Below are 20,246 nucleotides of genomic sequence, written 5' to 3'. Positions count from 1 at the left end.
TACCTTGCGTCTTACGAACCACAACAAGAACCATTTTTCTCAATATGAAAATTTAATCCTTCAATTTTTTGAGATAAAGTGTTTTCTGACTAAAATTAGAAAGGAATAAAAAATCAATTCAGACGATAAGCATTAATAATTAAATTGGTGAAAATGAATATACTTAAGAACTAGAACAGAAGGAAAGAGCACTTTTAGGTTTTTATTTTTTATTCTAATCAAGGCAGATTTGCAGAGCATAGCTTAGTTACGTGATAAAAATCTAACGAAGAGTAGAATAATAAAGATAAGCTAAAATGTTCGTTTCATTTTGTCCTGGTTCTTTTATTAAAGCTAACGATTAATACTAAACAGGCAAGAATTATGGAGAGAGACAATATGAACGTGACAATAGAGAAAGTATTTCAAAATAAGACAAAAGTACATGTACTGTATTGGGTAGGGTGGCTATTCACCTTTACACTAACGTACGGCAGTCTTCATGGCGATTATACTTCCTCGTTTTTTACAGAAATGATGCAACTGCCTTTTAGGTTGATGTTTGTGTACGGGGTGATCGAGTTTTTAGTCCCCAATTTTCTTAATAAAAAGAAGATCTCCTTATTCTTTCTGCTCTTTGGAGTGGCTTTGATTGGTATTACAGTGATGACAAGATTTATGTTTGTATACGTCATTACTGAACTTCCATTTTTTGTAAAAAGTCAGCCCTCTCACGATTTTGATTTTCATGCTTTAGTTAACTCCGCAATGAAGTTAGCATTTGCTTTGATGCTCCCTTTAATTTTTGCGTTTTTTGAAAGATGGTATAACCTTCAGAAAGAAACACAAGCACTTCATGAAGATAAAATTGAAGCAGAGTTTGCCTTTTTAAAGAGTCAACTGCATCCACATTTTCTTTTCAATACACTAAACAGCCTGTATTCATTAATCATCACAAAAGATAGCCGAGCTGAGGATTTAGTATTAAAACTCTCAAGCTTATTACGCTACATGCTTTATGAAGCTACGAGCAAAACTATTCTTTTTTCTCAGGAGTTAGAGTACATTAAAGATTATATCGACCTAGAGAAAAATAGATATGGAGAGCGTTGCAAAGTGGTTTTGGAAGTGAATACCAATGAAAGAGAACATACAATTTCTCCTCTTTTAATGCTTTCTTTCTTGGAAAATAGCTTTAAACATGGTTTAAATGGACACACCGAAAATGGTTGGATTCATATCAAAATCAATATTGACGAGAATGACTGGCTGGACTTTAAAGTAGAAAACAGTATTTCTACCCTGATGCAGGAACATAAAAAGAATTTGGGGAATGGTATCGGGTTGAAGAACGTGAAACGCAGGTTGGATATTCTTTATAAAGATAATTACCAATTGAATATTACCTCAAATAACACGTATAGAGTTCATATGAGAGTGAATTTGAAAGCACTATCAAGTGAAAAAATAATGAAGAGTAAAGAAGTACTAATTTAGGTTTAATTAAATTGTATTACTTATTTTCAAATTAGCCCCATAATTTCAAATTATGGGGCTAAATCATTTTTAGGCTATTCTACTTTGTCTCTTTGAGTAGAAGCCCTTATAATCAATTTACTTTCCAAAACGGTAGTTTCAGAAGCGATCAAACCTTTATCCTTTTCTTTAATATAGTTGACCATTTTCTTAGTGGCCATTTTTCCAATTTCTTTTGCAGGCTGATGCACCGTAGTAATTGGAGGGCTCACCAATTTTGAAATCAATTCATTACTAAACCCAGCAACCAAAACATCTTCAGGAACTCGTAAACCTCTGTCTTGTAAAGCTTTTTGAGTACCGATAGCGGCCATATCGTTCATGGCAAAAACGGCATCAAATTCCATTTTATTATCCAGCATTTCATTGACGACTCTATACGCATCATCCATATTTAAATGAATCTGTTGCATGATCAACTTGTCTTCCGTGTTATAACCAGATTCTTGAAAAGCTTCAAAAGCACCCTTCACTCTATTCTTATAAATGCTCACAGATTGATCACCGGTAAGAACGGCCATTCTTTTTATATTTTGAGAAAGCAAATGCAAAGTCAATTCCTTTGAAGTTGACCTGTCATCCGTAATTACCTTTGTCGTAGAGATGGAATCAATATGTCTGTCAAAGAAGAAAACAGGAATATTTCTATTAATGGCGGTTTGAATATGTTCTACACTAGAAGTTTCAATAGCTGGAGAAATCAAAATACCATCCACTCTACTGGACATCAATGTATTAATGTTTTTTGCTTCCAGTTCTACAGAATCCTTAGATTGACAAATAATCACGTTGAAACCTTGTTCATGTGCCTCTTCCTCAATACCACTAATGGCCGTTGAGAAAAAATACTTTGTGATATGAGGTACAATAATTCCTATTGTATTTGATTTTTGAGTCCTTAAATTGGAAGCTAAAGTATTAGGCTGATAATTCATCTCCTTTGCTTTATCCTGCACAATTTTCTTGGTTTTGACAGATACTCTAGGGTTGTCATTAAGTGCTCTTGATACTGTAGAACTATCTATATTCAGGGTCTTTGCAATATCATGTATTGTATTGTGACCGATTTCTTATTTTCCATGCTTCTGAAGATTATGTTTACTTTTCAGCTTTCCAATACATAAATATATATCAGCTGATAAAGATAAACTAGTAGTCTATACTCTTCCAAAAAAGTATTGAATTAGTGGAAGAAGTATTGCTTATTTATAACAAATATGAAATTAAAATCCCAAAAATACAATCGATTGTATTTTTTTGTGTGAAAATTTGGTTTTTAAGAATAATACTTCGTAATATTACGGTATAGAAAAACAAGTACTATTCGAATGAGTAGCATTAAGTTGTCAATAATCATTTAATTGATGAATTACTACTAATAGTAAATAAACATCTTTATTTAATGATTTGTCTGCAGTTCATAAACAACTTAATTATTATAAAGAGCATTTGGCTAGGAGAGTTTTTTATTTTTTACAACAATTGTACAATCGATTGTATTTTTAAGTCTGATAAAATCCAAATTGATATTATTTATCAGCAAAAAGATAAGAGTTGTAAATTCTCTTTTTTTACAACAAAATACAATCGATTGTACTGATGAATAAATTAAATATTATGAAATACGAAAGTAGATATTCAGTGCATCCAGCAGATGCAAAACGTTATGATACAGAGCAACTAAGAGAACACTTTTTAGTTGAGAAAGTATTTGAAGACGATGATATTTGTTTGACTTACTCCCATGAGGATAGATACATTACAGGAGGGGCAAGACCGGTTTATAATACGCTGGAGTTACAACCTATCGATCCTTTAAAGGCAGATTACTTCTTAGAGAGAAGAGAATTGGGTGTAATCAATGTAGGTGGAAAAGGAATTGTAATTGCAGATGGACAGGTGTATAACTTAGGTTTTAAAGAAGCACTTTATTTAGGAAGAGGTATCAAAGATGTTTCTTTTAAAAGTATTGACTCTTCAAATCCTGCATCATTCTACTTGAATTCAACGCCAGCACATAAAACGTATCCTACAAAGTTGATCACATTAGAGGAAGCAGAGAAAGTAGAGTTAGGGTCACCGGAAACTTCAAATCACAGAATCATCAATAAACTTTTGGTGAATTCTGTAGTAGAAACTTGTCAGTTGCAAATGGGAATGACAGAGTTGAAATCGGGTAGTGTTTGGAACACCATGCCAGGTCACGTTCATGATAGAAGAATGGAAGTGTATTTCTACTTTGAATTACCAAAAGATCAAGCTGTATGTCACTTTATGGGACAGAAGGAAGAGTCAAGACATATTTGGATGCACAATGAGCAAGCTGTAATTTCTCCAGTATGGTCGATGCACTCAGGAGCTGGAACTAGTAATTACACATTTATCTGGGGCATGGCGGGTGAAAACTTAGACTATGACGATATGGATAAGTTTGCGATTACAGAGCTGAAATAATTCTTTTTAAGAGTTAAGAGTTAAGAGTTAAGAGTTAAGAAGGATGATTTATGCCTTCAAAAATAGCGATAGCGATAGTGAAATTGAATTGAGTAATCATTTTGTAACTAGATAAATGACATCCTGCCTACCTTAATTCTTCACTCTTACCTCACAAAAACGACCAATTTTTTTTTGATACAAAATAATCTATTAATATTATGATACAATCTTTTAATTTAGACGGAAAAGTTGCTTTAGTAACAGGTGGAACACATGGTTTAGGAATGGCAATCGCTACAGGTTTAGCGAAGGCAGGTGCCAAAATTGTGATCAATGATGTCTTTGAAGACAAACTGAAAAATGCTGTGGAAGAGTATAAGCAAAATGGCATTGAAGTAGCGGCTTATTCATTTGATGTCACAAAAGAAGAGCAAGTGAAAGCAAGCGTAGCGATCATTGAAGAAGAAGTTGGTGGAATTGATATTCTTGTAAACAATGCAGGTATCATCAATAGAACGCCAGCATTAGATATGGATGTATCTGATTTCAGACAAGTGATTGATATTGATTTAGTGGGTCCATTTATCATGTCTAAATATGTAGGTAGAGGAATGGTGAAAAGAGGATCAGGTAAAATCATCAACATGTGTTCGATGATGAGTGAATTAGGAAGAAATAGTGTAAGTGCATACGCTTCAGCAAAAGGTGGCTTGAAGATGTTGACAAGAAACTTAGCGACTGAATGGGCAAAATACAACGTTCAGGTGAATGGTATTGGACCAGGTTATTTCGCTACTTCACAAACAGCTCCTATTCGTGTTGATGGTCATCCTTTCAATGAATTTATCATCAACCGTACGCCTGCAGGTAAATGGGGCGATCCTTCAGATTTGGCAGGTACTGCAGTGTTCCTTTCATCTCAGGCATCTAATTTCGTAAACGGTCAAGTGATTTATGTTGATGGTGGTATTTTAGCTACAATCGGCAAGCCTCACGGAGAGGAGTAATTTAATTAAGAGGGAAGAGGTATGAAGGAAGAAGGTAGAGGAATAGTGGCCTGAATTATGGCTCAGTTTTCAAAATTTGGTAGAATATCCTTTATCTTGTACAAAGTTGTAGGGACGTTGTATTGCAACGTCCACTGAACCACACCAAGAACCATCTTCCCTCTTAAGTACTAAGCCAAAAATAATTGATAACTAATTTTGTCTTAGTACTTAACTACAACAAAAAGAGAATTTTTTAATAATATCATGACAATGAAGTGTAATTAATGTTACCATTATTGTTTTGGAAATTCAACACATAAAGACGTATTTATAGCAGTGTTATTTACAAAACAATAATTACGATTAGTGCACAGTCAAATGATATCAGTTTTAAACAATACGTAAACTTCTATGAATACTGAACAGGATATCATCATTGAAAGGAACGTTGAAGAGCAAACGCCAAAGAAAAAAGGAAACTATAGATATCGCATCTTAGCCCTACTCTTCATGGCCACGACTATCAACTATATGGACCGAAGCATTATTGGTGTTTTGGCTCCAACATTAGAGAAAATATTTGCTTGGACAAAATCAGACTATGCCACTATCAATATCGCATTTAAGGTAGCTTATGCTATAGGGATGTTGTCAATGGGAGGTATCATTGATAAGTTCGGGACGAGAATTGGTTATACATTGTCCATTGCCATTTGGAGTTCATTTGGTATGCTTCACGCGGCACTTCGACCTGCATTTGGTTTAATTGGCTTTATCATGGCAAGATTTGGTCTTGGAATTGGTGAAGCAGGAAACTTTCCTGCGGCAGTGAAAACAGTGGCGGAGTGGTTCCCCAAAAAAGACAGAGCTTTTGCCACAGGTATTTTTAATGCGGGATCAAACGTAGGTGCAATTTTAGCTCCTGTAGCTGTTACGGCTATTGTTATGGAAGATGGTACCAATTGGCAATATGCTTTTTTAGTAACAGGTGTTCTTAGTGCTATTTGGGTTTTGTTGTGGTTGAAAATTTATAAGAAACCAGAAGAAACACCGGCTTTAAGTGCAGATGAACTGGCGTATATTCAACAAGATGAATTGAATATGGAGGAAGAAGAGAAAGCAGTTAAGAAACTACCTTGGGGGAAAGTCATTTCACTAAAGCAGACTTGGGCATTTTCTATTGGTAAAATGACAGACGGTGTATGGTTCTTTTTCATGTTCTGGTCAGGAATGTTTTTCACAGATAAATTTGGTGTTTCTATCAAAGAATTGGGAGCGGCATTAGTGATTGTTTATGTGATGGCAGACTTAGGAAGTATTGGAGGCGGTTATTTGTCTCGTTTCTTTATTGATAAAGGATGGTCTTTGAATAAAGCTAGAAAAATTTCACTTCTAATCTGTGCATTATGTATCCTTCCTGTTGTTTTTGCCACGACTACTTCAAACCAATGGGTAGCGGCATGTTTGATCGCGTTAGCCTCAGGAGGTCATCAAGCTTGGTCTGCCAACTTGTTCTCAGTGGTTTCAGATACAATGCCCAAAGAAGCGATTGCATCTGTTGTAGGTTTCGGAGGAATGGTTGGTGCAGTAACAGGGATGACCATCGATTTTATATTAGGTCAAGTATTAGACGGGTCAGGATCTGGAGCTTATTTCTGGATGTTTCTGATTGCAGGTTGTTCTTATTTGATCATCTTAGGGATCATCCACTTGATCTTACCGAAGCTTGAAATGGCTAAAGTAAAAAAGGCTTAGTACTTACAAACAAAAATATAGCAATACAATGAAAAATTATAGGTTATCACATTCCTTCATTTCAGTAATTTTATTGTCGCTGTTATTGGGGGGATGTATGAAAAGACAAGAATTGACAATTTCTGTCCACAACCCTACCAACCTTGAAAGAACACATGAAACAATTGAATTAGATCCTAGTCAATTCAAAAGTTTAATTGATGAACATGGATATTCTAATTTAGGAATTTTCAATAAAGAAACGGGAGACCTTTTACTCAATCAATGGATTGATGAAAATGGAAATGGACAGCAAGACCAATGGATATTTCAAGCAGATTTCAATCCTAATGCAAAATTAGAATTTGTGGTTAGACCTTTAGAAAAAGGGGAGAAACAACCGCAATCTCAAAAGTCCACTTACTCTAGATTTGTACCGGAGCGTACGGATGATTACGCATGGGAAAATGACCGTGTCGCTTTCAGAACTTTTGGTCCTGATGCACAGCAAAGAGCTGAAAATAAAAAGCCGGGAGGAACATTAACTTCAGGTATTGATTTATGGTTGAAGAGAGTAGATTATCCTATCATCAACAAATGGTATAAAAATAACGAAGAGAAAAAAGGGGCTTACCATATTGACTCAGGAGAAGGTTATGATCCATACCACGTAGGTGTAAGTAGAGGAGCAGGAGGAATTGGTTTTTGGTTGAATGATTCACTTTATACTTCTAAGAACTTCGCCTCATATGAAACCATTTCTGAAGGACCAATCAGAACGGTATTTAAATTAAAATACAAGCCATGGGATGTAAACGGTCAGAAGGTGACAGAAGAGAAGAAAGTAACCCTTGATTTAGGAAGTAACCTTTGTCATTTCCAATCTACTTTCAGCAGTGCATCAGCGTTACCATCAGTAGGTATTGGCATTACATTGCATGATAAAAAAGGGAAAACATTTATGGCTGAAAAAGAAGGTGTTTTCAGTTATTGGGAAGAAATAGATGAAGACCATTTGGGTGTAGGAATTGTACTTCCAAAAGAACATGTACAAAAGGCATTCGAAAGAAAAGTAGACCATAAAGATGCAAGTCACCTGATGGTTTTATCAAAACCTAACTTATCTGAATTAAGCTATTACGTCGGGTATGGATGGGAAAGAAGCAAGCAATTCACTTCAGAAAAAGAGTGGAATGATTACTTAGCATTTTATGCAGAAAAAATTCAAACACCACTGGTAGTAGAAGTTTACAATTAGTAAATAGAACATCCCACTATGTTTCAAGTGTTAAGCGTTAGCATCACTTGGAACTGAACATTGGCGAAGTCTCCTGACTTCGAATAAAATACTTTATGTTTATTCATTTTGAAGTCAGGAGACTTCGCCAATTACGAATCACAAGTGGCGCCTATCGGCTTAACACTTGCGATAGACTACCAAACTAAACCACCAAGTAATACCATTTAGAGGACTATCCTCTCAAAAGATCATTAAGCTATGAATCACAATTTTAAAACACTCTGTTTTGGAGAGTTGCTATTAAGGTTGTCTACCCCGTCACACCTAAGAGTTGAGCAATCAACCTCTTTTAATATAGATTATGGTGGAGCAGAAGCCAATGTGGCTATTGCATTGTCGAATTGGGGAGGAGAAACATCTTACCTCACTCGTTTACCATTTAACTTTTTAGGGAAATCAGCACTTAAATTTCTGAAGTATAACAATGTTGACACGAATCCTTCCTTTGAAGGTGGAGATCGCCTAGGAACATATTACTTGGAAGTGGGAATTGGTGATAGAGGCTCAAATATTGAATATGACAGAGCAAATTCAGGAATGTCAACCTTGAAGACCGGTATGATTGACTGGGATAAAGTATTGGAAAATGTCGATTGGTTTCACTATTCTGGCATCACCCCTGCTTTATCACAAGATGCGGCCAAAGCATGTCTTGAAGGTGTAAGGATTGCAAAATCAAAAGGGATTACGGTCTCTTGCGATTTAAATTACAGAAGCAAGCTCTGGAAGTATGGTGACGCACCTCAAAAATGGATGGTTCCCCTTATTGAAGCATCAGATATTGTTCTAGGAGGAAAAAATGATGCCTCTATTTTACTTGGAACTCAATTCCAGGAAAATGATGGTTATGAGGATGTTCCAAAAAGAATAAAAGAACAATTCCCTCACCTGAAGTATGTAGCAACCAATCTAAGACAATCATTCTCTGCTACCCACAATCGCATTTCATGTGTGATTACTGACGGCATTGAAACCTATCAATCCCGTTGGTTTGATATGCCAAATATGTTGGACCGAGTAGGAGGAGGAGATGCATTAATGGCAGGTTTGATTTATGGTTTACAGCACTTCAAAAGTGACTTGGATAAGGTGGTCAATTTTGCAGGTTCTAGTTCATGTTTAAAACACAGTATCAAAGGAGACGCCTTGATCTGTGAACTAGATGAAGTATTAAGATTAATGGAAGGTCAAGATAGCGGATTAGTTCAGCGATAAGATGTCAAAGTATACAAGAATAGAAGTTTTTAATAAAATGGGGGAAACTGGAATGGTTCCCGTATTTTTTCACCCCAATGTAGAGGTGGCCAAACAAGTTTTGAAAGCCACTTATGAAGGAGGTTGTCGAGTATTTGAATTTACCAACCGGGGTGATGGAGCACAAGACATTTTCAAGGAGTTACTCGATTATGTTCGAGCAGAACTTCCTGATATGATGTTGGGAATCGGCTCTATAGTAGAACCTTACACCGCATTGCAGTACATCCAAATGGGAGTTGATTTTATTGTAAGCCCGCTCTTCAATGAAGAAATTATTAAAGCTTGTAACCGTAGAAAAATAGCGGTAAGCCCTGGCTGTGGCACCATTTCAGAAATTGGTAAAGCAGAAGAATTGGGAGTAGAACTCGTAAAAGTTTTTCCAGCGGAACAAGTAGGAGGTCCTGATTTCATCAAAGGAGTAAAAGCCCCTTGCCCGTGGTCTAACATTATGCCAACGGGAGGTGTAACCACAGAAAAAGAGAACCTAGAAAAATGGTTTAAAGCTGGAGCTCACTGCGTTGGTATTGGCTCTAATTTAATTGTTAAAGATCCTTCAGGAGCAATTAATGTGGAAGGGATCAGAAGTCTGACAGAGAAGGTGATAAGCGATATTAAAACTTTCAAAACAGCATAATAACAGCATCAGGGCTTTTTCATAAAACCTGAAACTGGTTCAAGTCTTAAGCTGAAAGCGTGACTTGGACCTATATCTGAAAAAAGATTACATTTATAAGCACAAGTGACGCCTTCGGCTTAACACTTGCGCTAGGTATTAGTTTTTTATTTTAACGAAAAAGCCCTGATAACAGCATATAACGATATATATATATTCATTTCATTTTATTCATACTTTTAAAGTACTCATTCGGTTGTATTCGTTTTATTGGATACGCTATGAATGAGTATTTTTTTTATGTTGAAAAATAATCACATACCAAAATAATTACAAAGAGGCTTTCTTCAAAAAAAGATGATTATTTGTAAAATAAAATTAATGAATTAACAGTCTTGACTTTTATTAACATGATTATTTGGTGGCAATAATTAATCTACAGGTCTAATGAGTAAGAGAATAACTTAAAGTGAATATTAATAGACAAAAGAAAAACTAACAATCATAAATGTAGATTAATTGATATTAAAAATATTAATGTTTTTTGATTATTTATCTGTATGCTTCCTTCAGGTTTGTGGTATTGAATTATCATTGAAACGGATAAAATTTCGTAATTATTTTATAAATCGTAATTCATAAAATAATTCAAAAGCGTTAGCTCTATTTATATGAATTTGTATTCGACTATCTATTAATTTTTTTTTAAAAGATATTGATTTTTCACGAGCAGGATGCTCATAAATTATTTTATAAAACTATGCTAGAAAGCAAACGTATCTATTTGCCACCGTTGAGTTTGGTTGGGCCTGATTCCTTAAAAGAATTAGTGATAGAATTAAAAGATCTGCCTTATAAAAAAGCATTATTAGTGACAGATAAGGCACTGAATGAATTAGGAATGGCTAAAAGTATTGGTGATTTGCTGATAGAAGCGGGATTAGAGTATGTTATTTATGATAATGTACAGCCCAATCCAACTATTGAAAATGTGCATTCAGGTTTGAAAAAAATTCAAGATGAAAATTGTGATGTAATTGTTTCTTTAGGAGGAGGGTCTCCACAAGATACAGCAAAGGCAATTGGTATTCTTTCAACCAATGGAGGGAATATAGCAGATTATGAAGGAGTAAATATTTCTAAAAACCCGTCTACTCCAATCATTGCGATTAATACTACAGCTGGTACAGCAAGTGAAGTGACAATTTATTACGTTATTACTGATGTAGAGAGAAATGTTAAAATGGTAATGGCTGATAAAAACTGTCTTGTCTCAATTGCGGTAAATGATCCAAAATTAATGCTTGGAATGCCGAAATCATTGACAGCAGCTACTGGTATTGATGCCTTGACACATGCTATTGAGGCGTATATTACTGTGGGTGCTTTTCATTGGTCTGACGATTTGGCACTGCAAGCAATTAAGCTAGTTTCTCAGTCATTAGTAAAAGCTGTTGAAAATGGTAATGATTTAGAGGCAAGAAGCCAGATGGCTTGGGCTCAGTTTATTGCAGGGCAATCATTTTCTAATGCAGGGTTAGGTTTTGTACATTCTATGGCACATCAATTAGGAGGTCAGTATGATATTCCTCATGGGGTGGCTAATGCAGTACTTTTACCTCACGTTATGCGTTACAATGCTAAAGTTTGTGCTCCAAAATTGAAAAATGTTGCAAGCGCCATGGGGGTAGATATTACTGGTATGACAGATGAAGAAGGTGCAGAGGCTGCCATTGAAACTGTTATATCAATAACAAAGAAAGTAGATATTCCATCTGGGATTGGTGTTTTGGGTGTTAAGGAGGAAGATATTGAATTGATGGCCGAAAATGCATTGAAAGATATTTGTGCGCCTGGCAATCCAAGGAAAGTGACTATTGAAGATGCTGTAGAACTTTTTAAGGAGGCAATGTAAGTAGTACATATTAGGAGAAAATATCGTGTTATCAATCACAAGTAAATAACACGGTATTTTGTCCTTTTTTCTTATAAAATCAATTAATTCTTTTATGCTTATCCGCTTAAATAACAGTACGTACTTAGAATATGCTCTGTGCTTTTAATTTAGTTTCAGAAACTAAATTAAAAGTTATGAAAATATTAGAATTCACAGAAATATTCCCTGACGAGCAGTCGTGTATTGAGCACTTTAAGTCAACTCGAGAAAAAGAAGGTATTACCTGTAAAAAATATGGTTGTAAGAAACATTTTTGGTTAAAAGCTATCAAACAGTGGAAGTGTTCTTCCTGTAATTTCAGAACGACTCTTCGTAGTGGAACAATAATGCATGGTAGTAAAATCTCAATTCGTAAGTGGTATTTGGCAAGTGCTTTTATAAAGATGACCAAGAAGGGGATCTCGCGGCGAAAGAAGTACAGCGTCAACTAAACCATTCTCGATATGAAAGCATATGGCGTATGATGCATAAAATTAGAGAAGTGATGGGGAAAAGAGATGGACTTTATATATTGGAAGATATGGTTGAATTTGATGAAGGTTACTTTACAACTGGAGTTCCAGAATCTACCGATTTGAAGAGAGGTAAAGGTAGCCAAAAACAATAAAATGTAGCAGTTATGGCAGAATCTGTACCTAAAGAAGATATAGATAATGACACTATGTATCACCAATGAAGATACTTTAAAATGAAGGTGCTAGAAACTCATTTGAATATATCAAAGAAAATATTCAGGATACATCTGTCGTATTTTCCGATAAAAGTGCATCTTATGTTGATATTGGAGACCTTGTAGAATACCATTTTGCTGAAAAATCTACAAAAGGTTATTTAAAGACAAATTAGGTCTGGTTCATATTGCAATAAGTAATGCCAAACGTACATTCCTTGGTGTATATCATCATATAAAGGTGAAATATCTACAGAAATACCTTGATAAGTTTTGTTATAAACACAATAGAAGGTATTTCGGTGATAGGTTATTTGATAGAGCAATTATTGCAATTGAACATCAATACTGTTAAACTTCCGGATAAGCATAAATTCTTTTGTTTTTTGAAAAAGTATCTTAACATTTTTTTCGTTGAATGCTAATATAATGTTAAACTTGTTTGAATTTTAGTATATCAACTTTATTTCTTATGTTTTAATGCTTTACCTTGGGCATTCCCATTTTTAGTCTTATTGTTTTGCAAGTAGTGCCTTAATGTTTTTATTTCTTTTGGTTATATAAGTGTCAATACATCAATTTGTTATAGTGTTTGTTTTGCTGTGTTCTTTTTATGCCTAATTAATTACGAAAAGGAATATTTATTTTAGTGTTATTGAAAAAGGGTGTTGGTGTACATTTTTAAGTCGTTTTTTATAGATTACAACGATAACTTTTTTAAATTTGCAACGGTTTTATTTTGATAAATTTAACGTATTTTTATTTAAGCCTAGTTTTAATTAGAGTGAACCAAGCTTTTAACACTTATTTTTTTTACCTATCAAACCGACATACATACTGAGCAAATCGCTTTCCGTATAACGGGTTCCTTATCCGATTGTTTGCAGAGTAGGTACTCTGTAAATTCACAAATGTAATAAGTGTTATATATACAAATCACAAGTATGTATTTTTTAGTTTTTACTCTTTAAAATTGATTCATATGAGATCAAAACTTTTTAACTATTTAATAATTTGTATTCCATTACTTATGACAGGGTTTATGTCATCTTGCAATAAGTCGGAAGAAAGCAAACCAAATATTTTTCTAGCCTATATGGATATTGAAGACATCGCTTATGGGAGTACATTTAGCTCCTTTGCACCTTCAAAATCGATCAATTTAAATAACTTTTTTATTGATAAGGTTACCTATAGCAAAGGAGATACTTCATTTATTTATGAAGGTGATGAATTTACTATCAATGATACTACTGGTATAATATCTAATTTATCAAGTACTACAATTCCTATAGGGAAGTACACTTTTGATATTTCTGTTAATGACGGTACTTTGAAGCATACTTTTTCTGATATATTCTCCCTAAACATTGTAGAAGGGGCTCCTCATGAATTAGTATATACACCATCGAAAATTACTGTAGAGAAAGGTGAAGGGTTTATTACAGCACCACCTACAATAAAAGGCTTAGAGACTTTTGATTTTCAATTACTACCAACTACTGCCTTCGATTATCTTACCATTAATGAGGAAAACGGTGTAATTGCTTTGTCCAATAACAATAAACTTACTTATGGGGTATATAAGGTGCCTGTGAAAGTTACGTCAAATGGAAAACAGTCAATTTTCAGCGAAGCCTTAGAAATTACGGTTCGCTCTTTAGAAGGAATGCCTCAAGGCTTGAAATATGCACCTGAAAAAGTAACTTTGAGTTTAGGAGAAAGTTTTACTTCAGATGCACCAACTTTGGATGAAACAACAATTACCCCAGTCGAATTTCAGATTGCTAATGAAGATTTGATTTATCAAGATTTTACAATTGATCCAAGCACAGGAGTTATATCATTACAAGAAGGTCATTTCTTAGATATAGGAACCTATGATATTACTATTATAGCTAAAAATGAAATCGGTGAAGCTATTTTTGATAAAGCTTTGAGTATTGAAATACTAAAAAACTTTGAAATTACATATGATCAAACAGATATCCTTTCCACTATCGTATTGATTGGTGATTCTTTTCAAGGTTCAAAACCATTTGTTGAAGAAGGATTTGAAATCGCTACTTATGAGATCGTAGGTAATAATGAAAATAGTGCTTTTTCTATCACACCTGAAGGAGAGATTCAATTAGACGCAACAAATTCTGCTAGCTTAACAAAAGGTGTGAAAAAGCTAAGAATTAAAGCCACAAGTTCAACAAGGTTAGACTCTTTTGCTGATTATCAAGTAGCAATGGCAGATCTTACGAATAATTCTAAGAATAGTGACTTGAGAGGTGACATTGTGCACCCTGTTATTGATACTGTTCGTATTGACTATGGTAAAACATTAGAGCATATTACTCCAGGAAGAGGATATTATATCGGTGATGAAATTCCTCAGCTTGAATTATTTCAAATGAGATACTTTGAATTTAAAGGAGAAATTGATGGTGTATACCGTGAGGCTAAAATTGATCGTGTTCAATCAGAAGGTGATGGACTAGCTGTAATGGAATATTTAGAAATGGGTACTTCATGGACAATTTTTAGAACTTGGATGTATAAAGATGGTAACGTGCCTAGTAATAGTGATAATGTTACATTAGAAGAAGCATCCAACTTTATGATTGACCCTGTAAGATTCAAACCTGGTACTTATACATTTACATATAGAATTTACACAGGAGGGGAACTTCATCCAGTGCATATACCAGCTTTGGTGATTATTTCAAAATAATTGCCATTTAAAACACTTAATATAATATCATAAAAAATCAACAATATAATAATCATGCTCTTATGAATATACGAGACAATAAAAAAAGTTATCTCCTTGAGTTCATACTCCTCAATTTATTACTATTTATAAGCTTAATTACAACAGCACAAGAAGTTTATGTAAAGGGAAAAGTAGTTGATGTCGAAGGTCATTCACTTCCAGGAGTATCAGTGAGGATTCAAGGAACTACCATAGGAACTGTAACAAATTTTGATGGTGATTATCAATTGAAAGTAACAGAAGGGAATGTGTTAGTTTTCAGTTTTATCGGGTTAGTTGATAAAACATTTACTGTAGGTAAAAACACCACAATTGATGTTACTATGGAAGAAGATATCAATGAACTAAATGAAGTGATTGTCATTGGTTATGGAGAGGTTGAAAAAAGAGAAGTATCAACTGCGATGTCACCTGTAGATATGACGGAAGCTACTAAAAGCGTTAGCTCCAATGTAGAACAAATGCTTTCTGGAAGAGTTGCTGGTGTTGCGGTGTCTACTACTGACGGGGAGCCAGGTGGAGCTGTAAATATTTCTGTTAGAGGAATGGGTTCAATTACGCAAGGCAATACCCCTTTATATGTAGTAGATGGTTTTCCTTATGATGGGGGGATGGACAGTATAGATCCCAATGATATTAAATCAATTGAGGTCTTAAAAGATGCTTCTGCTACGGCAATTTATGGTTCAAGAGGTGCAAATGGAGTAGTGCTGATTACGACAAAAGGAGGTTTGGATGATGGTGAGAAACTATCTGTCACTTATGATATAAAAATTGGCCGTAATGAAATGGATGGTCGTTTAAGTATGATGAAGCCTTATGATTTTGTTAAATACCAGCTTGATACTCAAGACTCTGAATCAAACCGTCAGTATTTCCAAGAAGGAGTAGATGAGAATGGTGTTCCTTATCGTTTCCAAACACTAAATGATTATATTGGTTATGATGGTATCGATTGGCAAAACGAGGTATTTAAACCCACTTCTCTACAGTCTCATAATATTACTGCATCCGGGGGAACAAAGAAGACAAGATATAGGTTTTCATATGGCTTTTTTGATGAAAAAGGACTATTTGTAAATAGTGGTTTTAAGAGAAATAATTTAAGGCTTAAAATAAATTCACAGCAAAAGAAATGGTTGAAAGTTGATGCAGATGTAGCGTATACTGCTTCAGTAAAACATGGTGTGGGTACATCTGGAAATTCAGATCGTTTTAATCAACTTTACCAAATTGCTTCTTACAGACCAACCGGAGGAAATATGGTCACAGATGAAGAACTGAAAACGCAATTTGTTGACCCTGCTCGAGAAGATGAAAGTGGTAATGTACTTTTTAATCCTATTATTTCTGTTGAAAATACTCAACAAGAACAAAAAAGAGATCAGCTGATATTTAATGGAGGAGTGAAGATTGACTTCACAAAAAAACTTCATTTTAATTCCAGAGCAGGAATTAGATTACTCAACAGAGAAGATATACTTTTCTATAAACAAAAAACACGTCAAGGGTTTAATAATGGACCTTATGGTTCTGTAACAGATCAAAAACAAGCGACTTGGTTTAATTCTAACTATATGAATTATGCAAATACCTTCAATAATCATAAAATATCTATGGTGATTGGTGCAGAATTCGAGCAACGTACTATACAGTCCATGCAAACGGGATCAAAAGGGTTGCCTACAGATGGTCTTGGAAGATGGGGGCTTGATTATGGTACAGTATTAGAAGCTCCAATTTCAAGTTACTTGGATTATAGAAGAATGTCTGGTTTTGCGAGGTTTAATTATTCTTTCAAAAATAAGTATATAATAAATGGTGTTATTCGTGCTGATGGTTCTTCAAAATTCACAAACAAATGGGGCACTTTTCCTGCCCTTTCAGTGGCATGGAGAGCAGGAGACGAACAGTTTATACAAGATTTAAATATTTTTTCTAATTTAAAAATAAGAGCTTCTTGGGGTCAGAATGGTAATGATAATATTCCAGATTTTCAATCAGTTACTCAATTAGGTGAAGTTTCAAATGCAATTATTAACGGAGCAATCGCTCCTGGAGTAGGAGTTTCAAATGTTGCTAATCCAAATCTAACATGGGAAACTTCTGAGCAAATAAATATTGGTCTAGATGCGGGTTTTTTTCAAGATCGTATCACAGTTACTGCAGATTGGTATAGAAAGACCAACAAAGACCTTTTACTTAAAGCGCAACAACCTTATTATTGGGGTGGCGTAGGTGATGTTTATAAAAACGTGGGAACAGTACGTAATGATGGTATAGAATTATCTATTTCATCGGTTAACATAGCCAAGAAAGACTTCAAATGGGAAACAACATTCAACTTTACTACTATTAATAACCAAGTAATGGCATTGTCTGGAGAAGACAGAATGTTTTTTTATGCTTCTTTTAGTAGTAACTATCCAGCAAATAACTACATTGCTCAAGTGGGACAACCAATCGGACAGATGTGGGGTTTTAGGCATGATGGTTTATATCAGCAGGATGACTTTACATACAATCATAATACGCAGAAATATGAACTAAAAGAAGGCGTGCCAGGGATAGCATCAATCGCTCAAGTACAACCAGGATATGAAAAATATAAAGACTTGAATGGTGATAATGTGATTGACGACAATGATATGACTGTGATTGGTAATGCACTTCCTGATTTCTTCGGTGGGTTTAATAACTCATTGACTTATAAAAACATCGACTTTAGTATTTTCTTCCGCTATCAAATAGGACATGACATTTTGAATGCCACTCGTTTGGTAACATCTGACCCTTCTGTTCAGCAATCTTATAATAAACATGTTGATGTTGCTAATAGATGGACACCAGAAAACCCAAATACTAATATCAGAAGTACAGATGCTAGAGATGATAAATTGACGGACCGATATGTAGAAGATGGATCATTTATTAGACTAGAAAATATAACTTTAGGTTACACATTACCAAAGAAAATTTCTGAGAGGGTTTATATACAACGATTAAGACTATACACTTCTTTGCAGAATGTATTTACATGGACTAACTATTCAGGTATGAACCCTGATGTTAATACAAGAGGTCATGCTACTACGGCAGGTGTCGATTGGGGGGCCTATCCTGTTTCAAAGCGCTATACATTGGGGCTTAATGTTACTTTTTAATTTTAATAACAGTGATTTATGAAATCAATTATTTATAAAATTCTATTTGGAGTATTAGTGATCACCGGAACAGTTTCTTGTGATAATTTTCTAGAAGTAGAAGTAAAAGATCGTTTTATCGCAGAAGAGTTCTATAACAGTTCTCAGCAGATGGAAATGGGCGTAAATGGTATTTATAATGCATTGGCAGGCGGATCAAATGGCAATATGTATGGGGGGCAGATGGCTTATGTATTTGGTGAAGCTGACACGGACTTGGCCCAAGAGAGAGCAACAGGTCTCAACAACGACAGACGAAGAATTGCTCACTATGGTGTAACACCATTCAATAGATCCGTGCAAGAAACATGGAAGGAGCACTATCAGGGTATCACAAGAGCCAATTGGGTTATTCAAAGTGGTAGAGAACTTCTTGCAAAAAACCAAGTGGATGATGCAGGAAACTATGTAAATAGTATCAATGAAAGGCTAACGGTAACAGACAGTTTATCTATTGCAAGGTCGTTGGGTGAGGGGTTATTCCTGAGAGGTTTTATGTATTTTAATTTAGTAAGAATGTGGGGTGATATTCCTTTGATAACAGAACCTACAACTACTTATGAAGGATGGACGGGCACTACACGCACTCCATCACAATTAGTGTATAAACAGATTGAAAAAGATATGAAAGAAGCGGAAGCTTATATTCCGTACTATTCAGAAATTAATCATGATGGAAGAATTGGAAAAACCACTGTACAAGGAATGTTAGCGAAAATATATGCATTTTGGGCAGGTTATCCAGTAAGAAATAATGAAAAATGGAAGGAGGCGTCAACATATGCTTTGAAGGTTAAAAATTCTGCTGAACACTTTTTGTTAGATGACTTTATTGAAATTTTTAATGATTTGCATTTAGGTGAGTTCAATCCATCAGAAACCATGTTTAATATCCAGTTTAACTTTGCATTAAATAGACCAAGTGGTGTGGGGGCAACCTACGGCATTTTTATTGATGCAGCTAATACAGAAGTTGGAAGAGGATTAGCATCAATTGTATTGATGAAACCGTTTGTAGATACTTATTATGAGGAAGATGTAAGATTGACTGAAGGGATTGCAAAATACAGGGTAGGTAAAGATGGGACTGAAGAAGCAAGAACAGATAATAACAATCATCATTGGACTACAGCAAAATTTGATAGAAGAAAGGTCAAGGAAGGGTTAATTTCAAGGAACCAAACTAGTATTGACTGGTGTATACTCCGATACTCGGATGTATTACTATTACTGGCAGAAGCCGAGAATGAAATCAATGGAGGTCCAACAGCTTTAGCTTATGAGAGTATAAATTTAGTAAGAGAACGAGCGAGACCTGCTACAGATAAAACTGGTTTGATAGTGTTACCTGATCTTGAAGGATTGAGTTATGGAGAATTTAAGGAATCTTTACAACAAGAAAGAGCTTGGGAGTTGGTAGGTGAAGGTGAAAGAAAATTCGACCTGATTAGATGGAATATTTTAGCAAAAAAAATTCGTGAAACATCTCAGAAAGCCAAGTTGGAAAACGGTATTGATAGCCGTACAAAAGAATATCCTTACGTAGCTGCAGATTATTTTATAGAAGGTCAACACGAATTGTTACCTATTCCTCAAAAGGAGATTGATGTCAATCCAAAGATTCGTCAAAATCCAGGTTATTAAGAACAATAGGGTATTATTAATAAGGTAGTTAAGTGGTCTTTTAGAGGATATTTCTGTAATCTAAGAGCACATATGAAGTTAAACTTTCAAGTGAGTGGAATTGGATTTTTTTTCATTCCACTCAGCACTTAGGAATAATTAAAGCAACATAATAGAGGGTTTGA

At 34.8% G+C, this 20,246-nt stretch carries 12 protein-coding genes and 1 pseudogene; 12 read left to right on the top strand and 1 reads right to left on the bottom strand.

The features are described from left to right. The first annotated feature begins 363 nt into the window (after positions 1 to 363). Positions 364 to 1,476 (top strand): sensor histidine kinase, encoded by a 1,113-nt coding sequence (locus HHU12_RS02280; RefSeq protein ID WP_169654589.1) that lies wholly within the window; start codon positions 364 to 366, stop codon positions 1,474 to 1,476. Between the two features lie 74 nt (positions 1,477 to 1,550). Here the strand turns inward: HHU12_RS02280 and HHU12_RS02275 are convergent, their stop codons facing one another. Then, positions 1,551 to 2,558 (bottom strand): LacI family DNA-binding transcriptional regulator, encoded by a 1,008-nt coding sequence (locus HHU12_RS02275; protein WP_317170442.1) that lies wholly within the window; start codon positions 2,556 to 2,558, stop codon positions 1,551 to 1,553. Between the two features lie 574 nt (positions 2,559 to 3,132). On the opposite strand from HHU12_RS02275, the gene kduI reads away from it, so the two are divergent. The 11 genes and pseudogenes from kduI to HHU12_RS02220 all read left to right on the top strand — a co-directional run bounded on the left by kduI (position 3,133) and on the right by HHU12_RS02220 (position 20,082). Then, a complete protein-coding gene (kduI, locus tag HHU12_RS02270; protein WP_240970824.1) occupies positions 3,133 to 3,969 on the top strand; it encodes a 5-dehydro-4-deoxy-D-glucuronate isomerase in 837 nt (278 codons plus the stop codon). Positions 3,970 to 4,169: 200 nt separating this feature from the next. Continuing rightward, positions 4,170 to 4,958, top strand: a complete 789-nt coding sequence (locus HHU12_RS02265; RefSeq protein ID WP_169654585.1) for a gluconate 5-dehydrogenase — start codon at positions 4,170 to 4,172, stop codon at positions 4,956 to 4,958. 393 nt (positions 4,959 to 5,351) lie between these two features. Beyond that, entirely contained in the window at positions 5,352 to 6,695 is a 1,344-nt protein-coding gene (locus HHU12_RS02260) for an MFS transporter (protein ID WP_169654583.1), read from the top strand. Between the two features lie 97 nt (positions 6,696 to 6,792). Further along, the gene (locus HHU12_RS02255; RefSeq protein ID WP_169654582.1) at positions 6,793 to 7,932 is read left to right on the top strand and encodes a DUF4861 domain-containing protein; all 1,140 of its coding nucleotides are present in this window, start codon (positions 6,793 to 6,795) and stop codon (positions 7,930 to 7,932) included. Between the two features lie 240 nt (positions 7,933 to 8,172). Further along, positions 8,173 to 9,189: a sugar kinase gene (locus tag HHU12_RS02250; protein ID WP_169654580.1), complete on the top strand. Its 1,017-nt coding sequence runs from the start codon at positions 8,173 to 8,175 to the stop codon at positions 9,187 to 9,189. Position 9,190: 1 nt separating this feature from the next. Next, complete coding sequence (locus HHU12_RS02245; protein WP_169654578.1) at positions 9,191 to 9,865, top strand: bifunctional 4-hydroxy-2-oxoglutarate aldolase/2-dehydro-3-deoxy-phosphogluconate aldolase; 675 nt, start codon at positions 9,191 to 9,193, stop codon at positions 9,863 to 9,865. 739 nt (positions 9,866 to 10,604) lie between these two features. Continuing rightward, positions 10,605 to 11,759 (top strand): iron-containing alcohol dehydrogenase, encoded by a 1,155-nt coding sequence (locus HHU12_RS02240; protein ID WP_169654576.1) that lies wholly within the window; start codon positions 10,605 to 10,607, stop codon positions 11,757 to 11,759. 176 nt (positions 11,760 to 11,935) lie between these two features. After that, positions 11,936 to 12,826, top strand: a pseudogene (locus HHU12_RS02235) (IS1595 family transposase). A 627-nt stretch (positions 12,827 to 13,453) separates the two neighbouring features. Then, complete coding sequence (locus HHU12_RS02230; RefSeq protein ID WP_169654574.1) at positions 13,454 to 15,193, top strand: surface glycan-binding family protein; 1,740 nt, start codon at positions 13,454 to 13,456, stop codon at positions 15,191 to 15,193. 62 nt (positions 15,194 to 15,255) lie between these two features. Then, positions 15,256 to 18,399, top strand: coding sequence for a SusC/RagA family TonB-linked outer membrane protein (locus tag HHU12_RS02225; RefSeq protein WP_169654572.1), 3,144 nt, complete (start codon positions 15,256 to 15,258; stop codon positions 18,397 to 18,399). Between the two features lie 18 nt (positions 18,400 to 18,417). Next, positions 18,418 to 20,082, top strand: a complete 1,665-nt coding sequence (locus HHU12_RS02220; protein ID WP_169654570.1) for a RagB/SusD family nutrient uptake outer membrane protein — start codon at positions 18,418 to 18,420, stop codon at positions 20,080 to 20,082. Positions 20,083 to 20,246 lie beyond the last annotated feature (164 nt).

This window comes from Flammeovirga aprica JL-4 (genome assembly GCF_012844305.1).
In the GTDB taxonomy this organism is placed as follows: Bacteria; Bacteroidota; Bacteroidia; order Cytophagales; family Flammeovirgaceae; genus Flammeovirga; species Flammeovirga aprica.
The sequence above is the reverse complement of the archived record's forward strand: the minus strand, read 5'-3'. Positions and strand labels throughout refer to the sequence as shown.